The organism is Congregibacter variabilis (genome assembly GCF_045689235.1).
Classification (GTDB): Bacteria; Pseudomonadota; Gammaproteobacteria; order Pseudomonadales; family Halieaceae; genus Congregibacter; species Congregibacter variabilis.
Genome location: NZ_CP136864.1, coordinates 770,947 through 787,634 on the forward strand (window position 1 = coordinate 770,947; position 16,688 = coordinate 787,634).

Below are 16,688 nucleotides of genomic sequence, written 5' to 3' on the forward strand. Positions count from 1 at the left end.
ACTTACCGACTCGCTTCGCTCCCCCGACGAGCCGGCTTCAGGCCGCCGGCATTATAGCGAAGCGTCGGGCACTCCCGCTACTCAAGTAGGCGTCTATTTATCACTGTCGCATGCGAAAACTTGCGGCAGAAATATGCTAGGCCTGCTTGGGGTAGACCGCGTAATTAACCCCTGCCATGCGCTCCATGACTCGATAGACCTGACAGCTGTAGCCAAATTCGTTGTCATACCACAGGTACATAACCGCCTGATTGCCACTTACGATCGTCGCTTGCGCGTCGTAAACACAGGCCGTTCGCGATCCGACAAAGTCCGAGGAGACCACTTCCGGAGAGTTTGAGTAGTCAATTTGACGACGCATTGTCGAATGCAGCGCCATATGTCGCATGTATTCGTTAAGTGTCTCTACGTCCGTTTCATCCCTCAGGGTGAGATTCAGAATGGCCATGGAAACGTTAGGTGTGGGCACGCGAATCGCATTGCCGGTGAGCTTGCCGGAGAGCTGAGGAAGGACTTTTGCCACCGCCTTGGCTGCACCAGTCTCAGTAATCACCATGTTTAAGGGCGCACTACGGCCTCGACGATCGGCCTTGTGGTAGTTGTCGATCAGGTTTTGGTCGTTGGTATACGCGTGCACAGTCTCTACATGACCATGCAGGATACCGAACTTGTCATCGATAGCCTTCAGGGGCGGAACAATCGCATTTGTGGTGCACGACGCTGCCGAAATAATGCGGTCATCAGCAGCAATATCGTCATTGTTAATGCCGGCAACGATGTTTTTGATATCACCCTTGCCCGGGGCCGTGAGAATAACCTTCGCGGCACCTTTGGACTTCAGGTGCTGAGACAAGCCTTCTTCATCGCGCCACACACCGGTGTTATCAATAATGATTGCATTGTCGATACCGTAATCCGTGTAATCAATGCTGTCGGGCGAGCTGGCGTAGATAACCCGCACCTCGTTGCCATTGGCTACAAAGCTTTGACGCTCTTCATCGACGCGAATGGTGCCATTGAAAGCTCCATGGACAGAGTCCCTGCGCAGTAAACTGGCGCGCTTTTCCAGATCGTTAGGGGCACTACCTTTACGCACCACGATCGCACGCAGGCGGAACGCTTCGCCACCGGCGGCCTTGTCAATCAGAATTCTAGCTACCAGTCGCCCGATACGACCGAAACCGTACAGCACGACGTCCACAGGCTGTTGCGCTGGCGTGGCCTCGCCCTCAATGAGATGAGCCAGTTGCTCCTTTACATACTCTTCGACACTGAGACCCTCACCGTGGTTCTTGTCGTAGTAATTCACTGCGAGACGACCTACATCAATATGCGCAGGCCCCAGGTTCATCGCACTCATGGCTGTGAGCACCGGGTGAGTTTCTCGCTCTGACAGCTCATTGCCTTCGACCTGACGCACATAGCGATGCGTCTTCATCAAATCAAGAACTGAAGTATTCACCAGCGATTTGTCGTAGCAAAAACACTTAACGTTCTTCTCGCGTGCGAGACGACCTACCAGGGGAATGATGTCCTCTGCGAGGGCTTCACGCTCTTTCCAATCTTTAAAATAGTCGTCTGGGCGGGGTCGTTTGCGGTCCGTCACGGAAAATGTCCTTTTGTGGCGCGCTAGTGGCGAGGTAACACTTGGTGGCGCGCATTATCCTCGGCCATCCGCCTGCTCGCAACATGACAAATGTTGAGTTGCTCACAGTTTGGAACCCCGGGCCACCTCGCTCTACAATAGCGACCCTTTCCGCGCAGAATCGCCCCATTCCTATGCTGTTCGCTCCATTGCTGGACAAATGTCCCTGGCCCACCAAGACCGGCAGCCGTACCGCTATCGGCCCTTTTTTCGGTAGCACCGCATCGCTGTGCATTGCGGAGCTTGCGACCGAGGAGCGATTACTCGTCGTTTTCACGGAAGATACCGCCCAAACGCAAATGCTGGCCCGAGAATTACCGTTCTTTTTGTCGCCAGACTGCGAGATATTGCAGCTTCCCGATTGGGAAACCCTGCCCTACGATAACTTTTCACCGCACCAGGACATCGTGTCCGAGCGATTGAGGACCCTGCACCGCCTGCCTCACGCGCGCCGGGGGGTGCTTTTACTCCCGGTTCCAGCACTGATGCAGCGCCTGCCGCCGCGCCACTATATCGAAGCCAACAGCCTGCTTTTAAAAGAAGGCCAATCTTTGGACATAGAAGCTCTTAGAGCTGCCTTATCCAAGAATGGCTACCGCGCGGTGGATACGGTTTATGAGCACGGGGAGTTTGCTGTGCGTGGCTCGCTCATGGACATCTACCCGATGGGCAGTAAATTGCCCCTGCGCATTGACTTACTCGATGACGAGATTGATTCGCTGCGGTGCTTTGATCCGGAGACCCAGCGCACCGTCGAGAAGCTGCCCAGTGTCGACTTGCTGCCGGCCCGGGAGTTCCCTCTGGACAAGCCGGGCATCAAGGCCTTCCAGCAGCGTTGGTACGCCCGATTTGATGTTGACCACGACCAGTGCCCCATATTTACAGAGCTCAGTGAAGGTCGCGCCCCTGGTGGCGCGGAGTATTACCTGCCACTGTTTTTTGATGCCTGCGAATCCCTGCTGGACTACCTTCCGAAAAATGCGGCCCTGCTCACGCTGGGCGATCACTACAGCGCCGCCAGCCGATTCTGGGATGAGGCATCGCGACGCTTTACCGATTACGGCGTCGATCCACGCCGGCCGCTATTGTCTCCCGGTGAACTGTTTACACCTGTTGAGGAGCTTTTTCAGAAGCTCGGCGAGCATGCTGTCCTTGAATTGCGACAAACCGCTGAAGCGCCCGCTCACATCAAGACTGACATTGAACCACCACCACAACTTCTTGGCGGTGAAAACGAAAGCGGACTCGCAACCCGTCTCAAGACCCTGCTCCAGGGCCACAGCGGACCTGTAGTGTTGTGTGCAGAAACAGAAGGACGCAGGGAAATTCTACTGGAATCCCTGGATACGCCACCTCAGGAAGTTGCAAGTTGGGCTGAATTTCTTGCGTCCGGCTCGCAGTTTTCTCTGGCAGTGGCGCCTATCGATCGCGGCATCAACCTCGGGCCCACCGGGCCAATGCTGATAACCGAAACCCAACTGTTTGGAGAACGCGTGGCGCAGCGTCGTCGCCGTCGTGGCCGGGACTCCCAGGACCCGGAAGCGATTTTCCGAGACCTGAACGAACTCAGGCAGGGTGCTCCCGTTGTTCATGCTGAACACGGTATCGGTCGCTATGTGGGTCTAACGCACCTTGAAGTGGATGGTGCGGCTGCTGAATTTCTAACGCTGGAATACGCGGATCAATCAAAGCTTTATGTGCCCGTCGCTTCACTGCAGCTCATCAGCCGCTATGCTGGCAGTGATCCCGAGCACGCCCCGCTCCATCGCCTCGGATCCGAGCAGTGGGACAAAGCCCAGCGCAAGGCACGGGAGAAGGCCAACGACGTGGCGGCACAGCTGCTTGAAGTCTACGCACGCCGGGAGGCACGCCAGGGTGTCCAGTTTGACAACCCGCAAGAGGACTATGAACGCTTCGCCGCGGGCTTCCCCTTCGAAGAAACACCGGATCAAGCTGCTGCTATCGAAGCGGTAGAACAGGATATGTGTGCCTCCGGAGTAATGGATCGCCTGGTCTGCGGGGATGTGGGCTTTGGTAAAACAGAAGTCGCCATGCGCGCAGCGTTTATTGCCACTGCCAATCAGCGTCAGGTTGCAGTATTGGTCCCCACAACGCTTCTGGCCCAGCAGCACTACAATTCCTTTCGCGACAGGTTTGCCAATTGGCCGGTGAAAATAGAGGTCATCTCGCGCTTTAAATCCACCTCGGACACCAAAGACGTCGTCAAGCGCCTGACCAACGGTGATGTCGATATTCTCATTGGCACACACAAGCTCATACAGAGCGATATCAAGTTTGCCGATCTGGGCCTCCTCATTATTGACGAGGAACATCGCTTTGGCGTGCGCCAAAAAGACAGCATCAAGGCCCTTCGAGCGGAGGTAGATATTCTGACGCTCACTGCAACACCTATCCCGCGCACGCTAAACATGGCTTTGGGCGGCATGCGTGATTTATCGATCATTGCGACGCCCCCGGCCAGAAGACTTTCCATCAAAACCTTTGTGCGGCAGCAGGATCATGGCCTGATAAAAGAGGCTGTACTTCGCGAAACGCTGCGTGGCGGACAGGTGTTCTACGTTCACAATGAAGTGAGAACCATCGAACAACGGGCCGCGGCCCTGCGGGAACTCCTTCCGGACCTGAGCATAGTCATTGCTCATGGCCAGATGCATGAGACCCAGCTCGAAAGGGTGATGTCCGATTTTTATCACCAGCGGCATCATATTTTGATTTGTACGACAATCATCGAAACCGGCATCGACATACCCAACGCGAACACCATCATCATTGACAGGGCCGACAAATTTGGCCTGGCCCAACTGCACCAGTTGCGGGGACGCGTGGGCCGATCTCACCATCAGGCCTATGCCTATCTGCTGTGCCCACCGGCGTCGGCAATGACCAAGGATGCCAGCAAGCGGCTTGAAGCCATCGAGGCCGCAGGCGATCTCGGCGCGGGCTATCAGCTGGCAACACATGACCTTGAGATTCGCGGCGCCGGGGAATTATTGGGCGATGAGCAAAGCGGGCAAATTCAAAGCGTCGGCTTTGCCATGTACTCCCAGTTACTGCGTCAGGCGGTAGAAGCATTGCGTCGCGGCGACATTCCAGACATCGACGCACCGCTGCAGGCCATTACCGAAGTCAACCTTCATGCCCCTGCACTCATTCCGGATGACTATCTTCCGGATCCCAATATGCGTCTAATTCTCTACAAGCGCATCGCGGCTTGCGAAAATGATCTGGCGCTGCGAGAGATGCAGGTAGAGATGATCGATCGTTTTGGGCTGCTGCCGCCACCGGTAAAAGGCTTGTTCAGTGCCAGTTCCCTGCGACTACTTGCCCAGCGATGTGGTATCAAGGCTCTGGAGCTTGGTGAGGCAGGAGGACATATCGACTTTATGGATAATACCAATGTGGATCCCTTACAACTCGTGACACTGGTGCAGGAACAGCCGCTTAACTACAAGCTTGCCGGTCCCACCCGCCTGCGCATCGAACGCGCGCTTCCAGACCTCAAAGTTCGAGAAGAGCTTGCTAAAGAACTGCTCCAGCGACTTGCAGGAGATCTACTTGATGATGCTGCATAAGATCCCATCGCTGCCCTTGCGATCCTTTGCCGGGCTTTATCTGAGCCTCTTTGCTGTGGCCACGCAGGCGGAAGTTCCCGAAGACTTAGCCGAGAACTGGTATCGCACCGAGGTTTTGATTTTTGTTCGTGAAGACGCAGACAGCCGTTTTGCAGAACAGTGGGATCCTCTTCCTACGTTGGAATACCCAAGACAACATCGCTATTTGCTTGACCCTGCCGTTGCGGATCGTCGCCTGCAGGAGAGTCAGTCGTATGCCAGCACAATCGACAGCCGGGGCATTCAGACCTTAATTGTCCCCGCCCCCATAGAAGAGGTGTTAGATCACTCCCGACCCGATGCGCTCACAACGCCTCCAGACGACCTGGATATCTTGATTGCTGCAGAGGACGAAACCGATCTGACTGCGATGGCGAATCTGCAGCCTTCGCAGGATCCCAACAATCCCCAGCTGGATCCCAATAGTCCGGAGCTTGATCTGGACAGCCCGGTCATTGCCCTGCCCTACGAGCTACTCGATGACGAGCAGCTTGAATTTCGAACTCAGGCTCGCAGCCTGCGCCGCCAGGGAAATCAAGTCCTGTTCCACGGAAGCTGGTGGGCAATGCTTGATGAGGCAGATCAGACACCGGCGTTGATTATGGATCGCTCGGGAGATATGGATAGCCTCGACTGGCCGGCGTTGCAGGGCAGCCTGCAAGTTTACCGCTCACGCTACCTGCACATCGTTTTGGACCTGTGGCTTAACACTCAAGGCGAATACCTGCCTGAAGGCTGGCAGATCGCCCCACCACCGCTGCCTCCGACTTCGTTACGGGCGCAGACCCTGAGCGGCAGCACTATCAATCCCTGGGCGCCAGCCACGAGTATCGATGATCTATTCGGCGAAGTGCCAATGCCCGACGATATCGAATCGCCCCCAAGCTCAGACTCACCAGATGGCTCTGATATAGCTTTGGATGAAGATGACGACAGCGCTACCGCGTACCCATGGCGCCACGCCATCGTGCACCGCCAAAGCCGACGCATGCGCTCCAAAGAAATTCACTACCTGGATCACCCTGTTATTGGCGTCATTGTAAAGGTGACGCCCCTGAGTGAAGAGGCATTACCGTTGCTGGCGCCAGCGGAACGAGAGTTTCGTGCGCGCCATGCACTGCCTATAGAGTTGTTGCCCGCTGACCCGGACGTTGAAGACGAAACGCCCTAGGCGTTCACAGCCCGGATTGCTGCTCCAGGAATGCTTTTAGCAAGGCACCGAAAAGCGCTGTTTCCTGCAGCAGTGTCTGGCGAATGTCGTCCATAGAGATAGGCTTCTCACTCACACCCGCGGCGGCGTTTACGACCATACAAACGGCGGCATAAGGTATCGCAAGCTCTCTGGCCAAAGCCGCTTCGGGCATACCGGTCATTCCCAATAAGTCGCAACCATCGTTGGCAAAACGCCGCACCTCGGCTGCACTCTCAAGGCGGGGCCCTTGAACCACACCCAGCACCGCGGTAGCTACATGGGGGAGTCCCACAGCTAGCGCTGCACCAAGGATCTCGTCGCGAAGTTCACCGTCGTAAGGATGGGTGAAATCCACATGCAGCAGTTCGCCGCTACTGCCGTCATCAAAACTATGTTCGCGACCCCAGGTGTAATCAATCAGTTGGTGGGGCACAACAAGCTTTCCGGGGACCATCCCGGCATTAATCGCTCCGACGGCATTCGCAGCCAGAATCCTCTCTGCCCCCAACTCACGAAGGGCCCAGATATTCGCGCGGTAATTTACCAAATGCGGAGGGATGGGCTGCGCTCTGCCGCCATGACGGTGCAGAAAAAGCAATTTACGACCACCGTAAACCCCCTCCTCGATCGCCATGGAGGGCTGACCATAAGGTGTATCCACCGCATGCGATGCGAGCACTTCCAATCCAGCAAGGGTATTGAGCCCAGTGCCACCGATAATGGCCAGACTCATGCGCCTTGGCTCCCATCTGGACCCTGCATATGCAGTGTCCGCGTGGGAAACGCGATATCCGCGCCATGTGCATGAACTATTTCAAGAACTCTGAGCAATACATCCTGCTTCACACCGTGATACTCCACCCAATTGGTCGTTCGGGTATGGCAATACAAAAAGCAGTCCAGGGAGGACCCGCCAAAAGACTCAAAATTAACAATGATCGTTTGATCGGTATCAATGGCCTCGTGCGTCTGAAGCATCTCCCGGACGGCATCCACCACAGGCGCAAGAGAGCGGCTATCCTCATAGCGCAAACCAAATTTTTCGTAAATTCGGCGATTGAGCATCCGCGACGGATTCTCAATCACAATCTGACTGAAGACGGAGTTGGGAACATACAGCGGACGCTTATCGAAGGTGCGAATACGCGTCACACGCCAGCCAATATCCTCTACGGTACCCTCCAGAGCGCGGTCTGGAGAGCGTACCCAGTCTCCAATCGTGAAAGGGCGATCCATGTAGATTCCGATACCGCCAAAGAAGTTGGCCAACAAGTCCTTTGCTGCAAAGCCAACGGCGATCCCTCCGATGCCACCGAAGGCCAATAGCCCGGACACCGATACGCCCAGTGTCTGCAGCAGCATCAACGCGGTGATAAGCCACAGTGCGACTCGCAAAAGGCGCGCCGTTGAACGCACGGTCGCTTTATCAACCGAAGCACCGTCCGAAAACTTGGCAAGCACCACCTGCTCTTCGACGTTCGCGATTAGACGATGCAAAAACCAGGGCACAAGCAGCACCAAAGAGGCGTGCAGTGTTGTCAGAGCTATGCCACGCACAGATGCCAGCGCCGGCAACAACGCGAACAGCAGCGTGACAAGCAAGAGCCACCAGGCAAGCTTGGCCGGAGCCGCCAGTGCCGTCACAAAAGCGTCGTCCCACTGCTGCTTTGACTGCTCGGCCAGACGATGCAGCCGATTAAACACAGCCCCGATGACCCACTGCCCCACAAGCGCAATGAGCAGCAGCCCCCCTATCGCTACCCAAACCCAAGGTAGGTTCAGGCTATTAGCAACGTGAGCGAAAGCAACAGTGAGTTGTGATTCCATGTCGGTCCTGACTGCCGTTTAGACTATTTGAGCATGTGGAAAATGTCGTTAAGACGCCGAAAGTATAACAGCGCGGCACTGAGCTAAGATCATTTGTACGCCAGCAGGTCCAAGTTCTTGAATCCCCTCAATTCATAAAAAAGTAGTATGGGTATTGCCAAAGCCAAGCGACTTAGACCGCGTATTTTACAACTGGAAACTCCCCTATTTACTGTTAGCTTTAAGAACTCCAGGGAGAAAAACTATGAGCCAATTTGTTCCAAAACTGGGGCGCTGGTACCAGGACCGCGAGACTAGCCAGCTGTTTGAAGTCGTGTCCCTGGATATGGACGATGCCAATATCCAGGTTCAGTATCTCGATGGTGAACTCGCCGATTTTGACCTTGATGTCTGGGCGCAGATGAACCTGGCTATCGCAGCAGCCCCTGAAGACTGGCGCAGTGCTTTTGAGTTGGACGGTGCTGACGAAATTGATCCGGACGCGGCTATGCATCCCCTGCAGTGGGCTAATCCTCTGTCAAACATAGAGCCTGAAACAATCCTGGGGCTGGACGACTTCTAAATCACAGCAAGCGGCTGATTAAGGTAACGGTTGCCCCTACGTCTTTACTGTATATAATCACAGGCACTGTATGAATTCACAGGTGTCTTATGCTCAAGCTAACAGCTCGCCAGGAACAGGTCCTGGATGTCATCCGCCGCCATATCGGCGACAGCGGCATGCCCCCTACCCGAGCTGATATTGCTCGAGAGCTCGGTTTCAAGTCGGCTAACGCTGCCGAAGAACATTTGAAAGCCCTGGCACGTAAAGGCGCCATTGAGATCATTCCCGGGGCCTCTCGCGGAATTCGCTTACCCGAAGACAGCGGCCTGCCCATTATCGGTCGCGTCGCCGCCGGAGAACCCATACTGGCTGCAGAGCATGTGGAAGAACACTGCGCCGTGGATCCATCTTTGTTTCACCCGCCGGCCGACTATCTCTTGCGGGTGCAAGGCGACAGTATGATCAATGTAGGTATACACGATGGTGACCTGCTCGCTGTGCACAGCACGCCGGTCGCGGATAATGGAGCCATTGTGGTGGCCAGAATTGACGACGAAGTCACCGTAAAGCGCTTAAAGCGCGGTCGCGACAAACGCCACCTTCAGTTGCTGCCAGAGAATGACGCTCTGTCGCCTATCGACGTCGATCTGGCGCAAAGCAGCTTTGCTATTGAGGGTCTGAGCGTAGGAGTCATCCGCCGCTCGCTCTGACTCAAAGAGCAGCCGGCTGCAGCGATAAAAGAGTGCGAGGGGCTTCAGGGCACCGTCCGGGCTTGATAACAAGCGCCATCAAACGGTGCCTCAGCAGGGCCTTCTTCACCGCGACCAGTGCAGATGCAGCTGGCGACCTCCCGATTTAATGCAGGGTTCGGGGGGCAGTCTGGGTGGGCTCAGTTTCTACCTCGACGTCCGTCTGTTCCGCGATCTGTGCGGCAGCCTGAATACCGGCTTGGATCATGGCTTTCGCCACCTCCAACCCCTGATCCAGAATATACATACGGGATTCGTCAGAGAAGCTGATGGTCACGAGGGGCTCGCTGTCATCATCAGCACGTTGTAGCACTATGTCGCCATCACCGAGATCAACGATCTCGAGCAAAGATGTAGGCACGCAGTAACCTCTTAAGGAGAGTTGCAAGGCAATGTTAGCAGTCCTGTTCCCCCAGTCACAAGTGGCCCCAAGTTCGACTGAAAAAAACGCAGGCTAATATTCTGCCAAAGAATCATCCATACGGCTCATAATCGCTGTTAACGCGTCAGCCCAGGCGAGCACGACGGCATAACCCAGGGGCTCACGATCACTTACCAGCAGACCTTGCGAAGCTCCACGCCCCGCCGCCACCGGACCGTCATACCCGGCCTCAGGCTCACCCGCAAGAAGCTGAGCCAGCCATCCGGTATTTTCCAGTTGAGAAAACTCAGCTAACTCAGGGATCAGCGCCTTGCCTGCTGGTGGCGCAGGTAAATCACGAGTACTTCCGGGAAGATCAGCGGCAAGCGAATCGTCAACGCCTGACACCGACAGGAGGAACCAACCATAAGCGTCCCGAAGATGCAGGCGCACCGCAGGAACAAATGCGCCTATGAGCACGGACTCGGCGTGTCTCGCCTCTACTCTTAAACGGTCCCAGGCTTCGAGGAGGATGCGAGCGCGATACAACGCACGGTTAGCCTCACCTCTGGTCCGCGGCAAAACTCAGGACGCCTCAGAGCTCGCGGCCTTTGCTTTGGTTTTTGCCTTTACTTTAGCCTTGGCCTTGGTCTTTGCCTTGGCTTTGGCCTTTGGCTTGCGCTTGGGCGCCTCTTGCACCTGCCAGCGCCCACCATCGTAGAACGCCTTCCAGCCCGTCGCTTTGCCGTCTTCTTCGGTCATCACATACTGTTCTTTGGTTTTTCGGCTATAGCGAATCTGCGCAGGATTGCCGTCTCCGTCCTCGGTTGGTGCGTCAAACAAAAACGTGTATTTGGGGTCGATTTCGGCCGTGTGGGGCAGCAGTTCCCGCACCAGTGGCGCGCGGGTTTCACGATGTTTGGGAAACTGGCTCGCAGCCAGGAAGAGCCCGGCCGCTCCATCGCGGAGCACGTAGTGGTCTTCTACCTTATCGCAGATCAGCTCCGGCATTTGCACGGGATCCATCTTGGGCGGCGCCGGCTCACCACTTCGAAGCAGCTTTCTGGTGTTTTTACACTCGCTATTCGTACAACCAAAATACTTGCCAAAACGCCCGGTCTTGAGCTGCATTTCATTACTGCACTTGTCGCATTCCAGGATGGGGCCGTCGTATCCCTTAATCTTGTACTTGCCTAGCTCCACCTCAAAACCGGAGCAATCAGGATTGTTGCCACAAACGTGCAGCTTTCGCTCCTCGTCGATGAGGTAGCTATCCATTGCCGCGTTGCATGTTTTGCAACGGTGCTTGCTACGAAGGAGCCGTGATTCTGCCTCGTCATCGGCATCAACGTCGACGACGTCATCCCCGGAAATCAGATTGACGGTTTCCTTGCAGCGCTCTTTCGGTGGCAATGCGTAGCCAGAACAGCCAAGGAAAACTCCGGTGCTCGCTGTGCGAATCTGCATGGGACGACCGCAGGCTTTGCAGGGAATATCTGTCATCGTCGGCGCGTTGGACTGCATACCCTCAGGCTCAGGCAGCTCCGCCCGCTGCACCCGCTGCTTGAAGTCACCGTAAAAATTGTCGAGCAGCTGACGCCAGTCCAGCTTACCGTCGGCAACCGAGTCCAGGTTCTCTTCCATGCTGGCGGTAAAGCCATAGTCCAGAAGATCACTGAAGCTGTTCTCCAGTCGATCGGTGACGATTTCACCCATTTTCTCGGCGTAGAACCGACGATTCTCTAATCGCACGTATCCGCGATCCTGAATCGTAGAAATAATCGATGCGTAGGTGGATGGACGCCCTATTCCGCGCTTCTCCAGCTCGCTCACCAGTTTGGCTTCGCCGTAACGCGATGGTGGAGCGGTGAAGTGCTGAGCAGGTTCCAGAGTCACCAACTTGAGGGCATCACCCTTTGACAGGTCAGGCAGCACCGTGTCTTCAGCTTTGCGCCCCTGGGTTGGTTGCACCCGCGTGTAGCCGTCAAAGCGCACGATACGGCCCCGAGTGGTCAGATGAAAATCTCCGGCGCTAACGGTAATCGTAGTAGAGGTGTACTCTGCAGCCGGCATCTGCCCGGCCACAAACTGACGCCAGATCAGTTCGTACAAACGCTCAGCATCGCGCTCCATGTTCTGCAAATGCCCCTGAAGCACATTGACGTCTGACGGACGAATGGCTTCGTGAGCCTCTTGCGCGTTATCACTGGAGGAATACCGTGCGGCCTCATCGGGCAAATACTGCTTGGGAAAGTTACCTTTGATGTAATCCCGGCAGGCAGCAACCGCGTCCGCGCTCAAATTTGTTGAATCCGTTCGCATGTAAGTGATGTAACCCGCTTCGTAGAGTCGCTGGGCCAGCATCATGGTTTTCTTCACGCTAAAGCTCAGTCGGGTACTTGCCGCCTGCTGAAGCGTCGAGGTGATAAACGGAGCCGGTGGCTTGGAGCGCGTAGGCTTGTCTTCGCGATCACTGACAACATAGTCAGCTTCAGCAAGGGCATCACGCGCGGCCATGGCGTCTTTTTCGTTGTCAGGGCGGAATTTTTCGCCCCGCAGACGACGAACCTCAAAACGCGCTTTTTCTGCAGCGCTATTTTCCAGCTCAGCATGGATCTCCCAATACTCTTCCGGAATAAAAGCTCGAATCTCTTTTTCACGCTCAACAATCAAGCGCACCGCCACCGATTGCACACGTCCCGCAGAGAGACCTCGAGCCACTTTGGCCCATAGCAAAGGCGACACCATGTAACCCACAACACGATCCAGAAAACGCCGAGCCTGCTGGGCATTTACCCGCGCCTGATCAATTCTCGATGGCTGGGAAAAAGCCTCCTGAATCGCCTTTTTGGTGATTTCGTTAAAGACCACGCGCTGATACCGGTCATCATCACCGCCTATCGCCTCACGCAAATGCCATGCAATAGCCTCACCCTCGCGATCAAGGTCAGTCGCCAGATACACGGTGTCGGAAGTCTCCGCGAGCTTACGCAATTCAGAAACAACTTTTTCTTTGCCGGGTAAGATCTCATAGTTCGCTGCCCAGCCTTCTTCTGGATCGATGCCCATACGCCGCACAAGCTGCTCTCGCGCTCTTTGCTTTTTCTGTACCGCCTTTTCGTCCGGAGACATTTTTCGGGTCTGAGCGGCCTTGGCAGCGCGCTCCTTGGCGTCTGTTGTTTTTGCAGAACCGGCGGTAGGAAGATCACGAATGTGGCCCACACTGGACTTCACAACAAAGTCATTGCCCAGATACTTATTGATAGTCCGGGCCTTTGCAGGTGACTCGACGATGACGAGAGATTTACCCATAGGGGTTTAGAGCCTGTTGTTAAAAGTTAAAGAGCGGAGCTTTTCAAGGGCCGCCGAAATGTATGGAGGGGCGCATATATATAGGCCTGTCGTGGCCCGGTCAAGGGAACCCGTCTTTACGAAGGTACAAGATCATCCTTCCACTGGTTCAATAACACGGCAATTTCGCGCACCAGAGTTTCATCGCCCAACTCCTGCCAAAACACTCCGCAGCTCTCATCAGAAACCCCAATCGCCAGTATTGAGTCGGGCAGTTTACTTGCGATCGTCGGCGGCTCCAGACGCCCGGGGCGGCTACTCCACTGGCCTCTTTCCCGGTACCAGGCCTGCCGCTCTCGCCTTGTCTTTCGGGATGCCGGCAGGCGCAGGCCATAGTAGAGCACCTGCCGCTCGGAGGCCGACAGACGTTCCAAACGCTCCTGACCCAGGGGAAGATCCCTGAATTCCACAAACAGTCCCGCCAAGGCAGCTGATTCACGCAGCAGGGCCTGATGGCGCTGGCGCTTGGTGGGCATGAAATGCCACAGGGGAGCCAGCGCCAACAGGACAATCAAAATAATAATGCCGTATGTCACCCAAAACTCCTGCGATCTATTGATCTATTCGATGTTTTTGACGCAAATCACTGTGATATAAATAAGATAATTAAAGGACGCATGCTAGCAGCCGCGCTGTGACGCATCCTAATCATCAACGCTCAGGCGTGGAGAACCTTATGTCCAACTACAACAAAATTCTCATGGCCGTCGATCTCAGCGAAGACTCCGACACCGTCGCAGAACGTGCTTTAGCCATCGCGCGAAACAACGATGCCGAGTTGCACGTTATCCATGTTATCGAGCCCCTGAGCTTTGCCTACGGCGGCGATATACCCATGGACTTCTCTGGCATACAAGACGAAATCCATCAGCAGGCCGAACAACAGCTAGCCAAGTTCGCGCTCAAGCATGGTGTGGACGAAACGCATCGACATGTCGTCCTTGGGCGACCAGAAGTGGAAATTCACTCTCTGGCCGAAGAAATCGGTGCAGGCTTAATCGTCGTTGGCAGCCACGGGCGTTACGGCCTGGCCCTGATCATGGGATCAACGGCCAACGGTGTACTCCATGGTGCCAAGTGCGACGTGCTCGCAGTACGCGTTGGCTAAAAGCTGCTCTGGCTCGCAAGAAAGTCCCGTAGGGTCTGCGCATTGAAGGGCCAGCGGAGTTCCTGGGCGGCGCCCGCCCCTGAGGGTGTGCCGGTGTTATGTAATACTGGAATCAACCAGCCATAGCGATCAAAGAGCGCATCATCGTTGGCAATATCAACCACCTGCCAACGCAGATCCTTGCGGCACTTTTGCTCTTCGAGCAGCAAAGCCTGCGCCTCATCACAAAGATGACAACCGTCTGTGCTGTAGAGAATTAGAGGCACTTCGTTCATCATTCGGCCCTTTTGGGGCCACGAGTCTAGCATGAGTCAATTCCGCAAACCCGACCGTCAGGAGCGTCGACGCTTCCTCACCGTCTATGGCCGCAAAGCTGTTCTTGAGGCGCTCGCGGACCGACAAATGGATTGTCGTATTCTGCATCTGGCAAGCAGCAATCGAAGTGGCGGAGTGTTACAGGACATCCTGGACGCCGCCCGGGCCAAAGGTCTGGAATGCAGAGAGCACAGCCGTGAGGAGTTAGCGCGTATCTCTCGCAATGGACGGCAGGATCAAGGCGTGGCACTGGACGTGTATTGCCCCGCGATGCGGGAATTAGACGACTATCTGGCCGCCCTGCCCGCCGCGCCCCAGAGACTTCTCGCCCTCGATGGCGTCACCAACCCTCAGAATATGGGCATGGTTATCCGCAGTGCGGCTGCCGCTGGCATCGATGGAGTCTTGTACGCCGATCGGGGTAACCCCGCTCTGGGACCGCTGGTGATAAAAGCCAGTGCAGGCACGGTATTCCGCGCTCCCTTGCTGAGATGCCAAACGCTGTTTCAAGCCAGTAAATCCCTGTGTCAAAACGGCTTCGCGCTGTATCGACTCCAATCCAGGGGTACACGCACATTGTTTGATGGCCAGAAGTTCGCTGACCGAGCGCTGTTCGTACTCGGCGGTGAGTCTGACGGTATCTCCAGAGAGCTCTCTGAGCTCCCCGGAGAAAACCTGTCTATCCCCATGGCAAACGGCGTGGAATCACTCAACGTTGCTGTCAGCGGCGCGCTGGTCGCCTATGTGGCCGCCACACAAAAGCCCGCCAAGGCCTAACGCGACAGGTAGCTCATCGCGTCTTCCAGCCCTTTGAGAGTCAGGGGGTGCATGCGCCCCTCCATAAGCTGGTGGGTGATGGAAATAGACTGGGTGTACTCCCACTCCTCCTGAGGCACGGGGTTAATCCACACAGCCTTGTCATAGGTTTCGAGAATACGGCGCATCCACACCTCACCGCTCTCCTCGTTCCAATGCTCAACCGAGCCCCCGGGCTGGACAATCTCATAGGGTGACATGGACGCATCACCGATAATGATGACCTTGTAGTCATGGGCGTACTTATGCAGGATATCCAGCATATTTGTGCGCTCCGCATGCCGGCGCACATTATTCTTCCAGACACTCTCATAAAAAAAGTTGTGGAAGTAGAAACTCTCCATGTGCTTGAACTCAGTCCGCGTCGCAGAAAACAGTTCTTCGCAAACCCTTACGTGGGGATCCATAGAGCCCCCCACATCAAAGAACAGCAACACCTTTACCGCATTGTGACGCTCCGGAACCATGCGGATATCCAGAAGTCCTGCGTTGCGGGCCGTAGAGCGAATCGTGTCATCCAAATCCAGCTCGTCCGCAGCACCGTTGCGAGCAAACTTTCGCAAACGTCGCAGCGCCATCTTGATATTTCGGGTGCCCAGCTCCACGCTGTCATCGAGGTTTTTAAAGTCCCGACGATCCCATACCTTGACCGCTTTGCCGTTGCCACCATTAGGGCCCACACGAATGCCTTCCGGGTGATAGCCCTCTTGCCCAAAAGGCGAGGTACCACCGGTACCGACCCACTTGTTGCCGCCTTCGTGGCGCTTCTTTTGCTCATCCAGACGTTTCTTGAACTCTTCAATAAGTTTCTCGAGGCCTCCGAGAGACTCAATCTTTTCTTTCTCTTCTTCGGACAGCTGCTTCACAAACTCGCTGCGCAGCCAGTCGTCGGGAATCATTGCCTCGATCACATCATCAAGATCCTGAAGTTCTTCGAAATGCGCACCAAAGGCTTTATCAAAACGATCAAAGTACTTTTCGTCTTTCACCAGACAGGTGCGACTAAAAAAGTAAAAATCATCGGCGCTGCCAAAGGCAACGTGCTTGCTTAAACCTTCATAGAGATCAAGAAGCTCGCGGGTGGTCACCGGAATCCCGGCGTCACGTAAGGAACTGAAGAAGTTTATCAACACGCTTAGGCCCTCAAA

General features: G+C 55.4%; 15 protein-coding genes. 6 read left to right on the forward strand and 9 right to left on the reverse strand.

Features of this window, described 5'->3' with window-relative positions; genetic code table 11:
• Window positions 1–136: 136 nt before the first annotated feature.
• Window positions 137–1,606 (reverse strand): glyceraldehyde-3-phosphate dehydrogenase, encoded by a 1,470-nt coding sequence (locus R0135_RS03500; RefSeq protein WP_407348871.1) that lies wholly within the window; start codon window positions 1,604–1,606, stop codon window positions 137–139.
• A gap of 173 nt (window positions 1,607–1,779) precedes the next feature.
• Here R0135_RS03500 and mfd point away from each other — a divergent pair, with 173 nt between their 5' ends.
• Window positions 1,780–5,238: a transcription-repair coupling factor gene (mfd, locus tag R0135_RS03505; RefSeq protein ID WP_407349872.1), complete on the forward strand. Its 3,459-nt coding sequence runs from the start codon at window positions 1,780–1,782 to the stop codon at window positions 5,236–5,238.
• Window positions 5,225–6,448: a CsiV family protein gene (locus tag R0135_RS03510; protein WP_407348872.1), complete on the forward strand. Its 1,224-nt coding sequence runs from the start codon at window positions 5,225–5,227 to the stop codon at window positions 6,446–6,448. Before mfd ends, R0135_RS03510 begins: the two co-directional genes overlap by 14 nt.
• 4 nt (window positions 6,449–6,452) lie before the next feature.
• Here the strand turns inward: R0135_RS03510 and R0135_RS03515 are convergent, their stop codons facing one another.
• Together R0135_RS03515 and R0135_RS03520 are read right to left on the reverse strand one after the other, a co-directional pair.
• Complete coding sequence (locus R0135_RS03515; RefSeq protein WP_407348873.1) at window positions 6,453–7,202, reverse strand: S-methyl-5'-thioinosine phosphorylase; 750 nt, start codon at window positions 7,200–7,202, stop codon at window positions 6,453–6,455.
• Complete coding sequence (locus tag R0135_RS03520) at window positions 7,199–8,296, reverse strand: mechanosensitive ion channel family protein (RefSeq protein WP_407348874.1); 1,098 nt, start codon at window positions 8,294–8,296, stop codon at window positions 7,199–7,201. The genes R0135_RS03515 and R0135_RS03520 overlap by 4 nt, the downstream gene beginning before the upstream one ends.
• 244 nt (window positions 8,297–8,540) lie before the next feature.
• Here R0135_RS03520 and R0135_RS03525 point away from each other — a divergent pair, with 244 nt between their 5' ends.
• Both R0135_RS03525 and lexA read left to right on the forward strand, forming a co-directional pair.
• The gene (locus tag R0135_RS03525; RefSeq protein ID WP_407348875.1) at window positions 8,541–8,858 is read left to right on the forward strand and encodes a DUF6763 family protein; all 318 of its coding nucleotides are present in this window, start codon (window positions 8,541–8,543) and stop codon (window positions 8,856–8,858) included.
• 89 nt (window positions 8,859–8,947) lie between these two features.
• Entirely contained in the window at window positions 8,948–9,550 is a 603-nt protein-coding gene (lexA, locus tag R0135_RS03530; RefSeq protein WP_407348876.1) for a transcriptional repressor LexA, read from the forward strand.
• Between the two features lie 145 nt (window positions 9,551–9,695).
• On the opposite strand, the gene R0135_RS03535 is transcribed toward lexA, so the two are convergent.
• From R0135_RS03535 to R0135_RS03550, 4 genes are all read right to left on the reverse strand, one after another.
• Window positions 9,696–9,950, reverse strand: a complete 255-nt coding sequence (locus R0135_RS03535) for a hypothetical protein (RefSeq protein WP_407348877.1) — start codon at window positions 9,948–9,950, stop codon at window positions 9,696–9,698.
• 93 nt (window positions 9,951–10,043) lie between these two features.
• Complete coding sequence (locus R0135_RS03540) at window positions 10,044–10,532, reverse strand: hypothetical protein (RefSeq protein ID WP_407348878.1); 489 nt, start codon at window positions 10,530–10,532, stop codon at window positions 10,044–10,046.
• A 3-nt stretch (window positions 10,533–10,535) separates the two neighbouring features.
• Window positions 10,536–13,262, reverse strand: a complete 2,727-nt coding sequence (gene topA, locus R0135_RS03545) for a type I DNA topoisomerase (RefSeq protein ID WP_407348879.1) — start codon at window positions 13,260–13,262, stop codon at window positions 10,536–10,538.
• A gap of 116 nt (window positions 13,263–13,378) precedes the next feature.
• Window positions 13,379–13,837 (reverse strand): hypothetical protein, encoded by a 459-nt coding sequence (locus R0135_RS03550; RefSeq protein WP_407348880.1) that lies wholly within the window; start codon window positions 13,835–13,837, stop codon window positions 13,379–13,381.
• Window positions 13,838–13,977: 140 nt separating this feature from the next.
• Here R0135_RS03550 and R0135_RS03555 point away from each other — a divergent pair, with 140 nt between their 5' ends.
• The gene (locus tag R0135_RS03555) at window positions 13,978–14,409 is read left to right on the forward strand and encodes a universal stress protein (RefSeq protein ID WP_407348881.1); all 432 of its coding nucleotides are present in this window, start codon (window positions 13,978–13,980) and stop codon (window positions 14,407–14,409) included.
• Here R0135_RS03555 and R0135_RS03560 read toward each other — a convergent pair.
• Window positions 14,406–14,717 (reverse strand): glutaredoxin family protein, encoded by a 312-nt coding sequence (locus tag R0135_RS03560; RefSeq protein ID WP_407348882.1) that lies wholly within the window; start codon window positions 14,715–14,717, stop codon window positions 14,406–14,408. The genes R0135_RS03555 and R0135_RS03560 overlap by 4 nt on opposite strands.
• On the opposite strand from R0135_RS03560, the gene R0135_RS03565 reads away from it, so the two are divergent.
• The gene (locus tag R0135_RS03565; RefSeq protein ID WP_407348883.1) at window positions 14,716–15,501 is read left to right on the forward strand and encodes a TrmH family RNA methyltransferase; all 786 of its coding nucleotides are present in this window, start codon (window positions 14,716–14,718) and stop codon (window positions 15,499–15,501) included. The two genes, R0135_RS03560 and R0135_RS03565, sit on opposite strands and share 2 nt — an antisense overlap.
• Here the strand turns inward: R0135_RS03565 and R0135_RS03570 are convergent.
• Complete coding sequence (locus R0135_RS03570; RefSeq protein ID WP_407348884.1) at window positions 15,498–16,673, reverse strand: vWA domain-containing protein; 1,176 nt, start codon at window positions 16,671–16,673, stop codon at window positions 15,498–15,500. The two genes, R0135_RS03565 and R0135_RS03570, sit on opposite strands and share 4 nt — an antisense overlap.
• Between the last annotated feature and the right edge of the window lie 15 nt (window positions 16,674–16,688).

Excerpts from the sequence above, each read along its gene's own strand:
- R0135_RS03565 (WP_407348883.1), top strand. The coding sequence starts at position 14,716 with ATGAGTCAATTCCGCAAACCCGACCGTCAGGAGCGTCGACGCTTCCTC.
- R0135_RS03555 (WP_407348881.1), top strand. The coding sequence starts at position 13,978 with ATGTCCAACTACAACAAAATTCTCATGGCCGTCGATCTCAGCGAAGAC.
- R0135_RS03520 (WP_407348874.1), bottom strand. The coding sequence starts at position 8,296 with ATGGAATCACAACTCACTGTTGCTTTCGCTCACGTTGCTAATAGCCTG.
- lexA (WP_407348876.1), top strand. The coding sequence starts at position 8,948 with ATGCTCAAGCTAACAGCTCGCCAGGAACAGGTCCTGGATGTCATCCGC.
- R0135_RS03510 (WP_407348872.1), top strand. The coding sequence starts at position 5,225 with ATGATGCTGCATAAGATCCCATCGCTGCCCTTGCGATCCTTTGCCGGG.
- topA (WP_407348879.1), bottom strand. The coding sequence starts at position 13,262 with ATGGGTAAATCTCTCGTCATCGTCGAGTCACCTGCAAAGGCCCGGACT.
- R0135_RS03560 (WP_407348882.1), bottom strand. The coding sequence starts at position 14,717 with ATGCTAGACTCGTGGCCCCAAAAGGGCCGAATGATGAACGAAGTGCCT.
- mfd (WP_407349872.1), top strand. The coding sequence starts at position 1,780 with ATGCTGTTCGCTCCATTGCTGGACAAATGTCCCTGGCCCACCAAGACC.
- R0135_RS03515 (WP_407348873.1), bottom strand. The coding sequence starts at position 7,202 with ATGAGTCTGGCCATTATCGGTGGCACTGGGCTCAATACCCTTGCTGGA.
- R0135_RS03525 (WP_407348875.1), top strand. The coding sequence starts at position 8,541 with ATGAGCCAATTTGTTCCAAAACTGGGGCGCTGGTACCAGGACCGCGAG.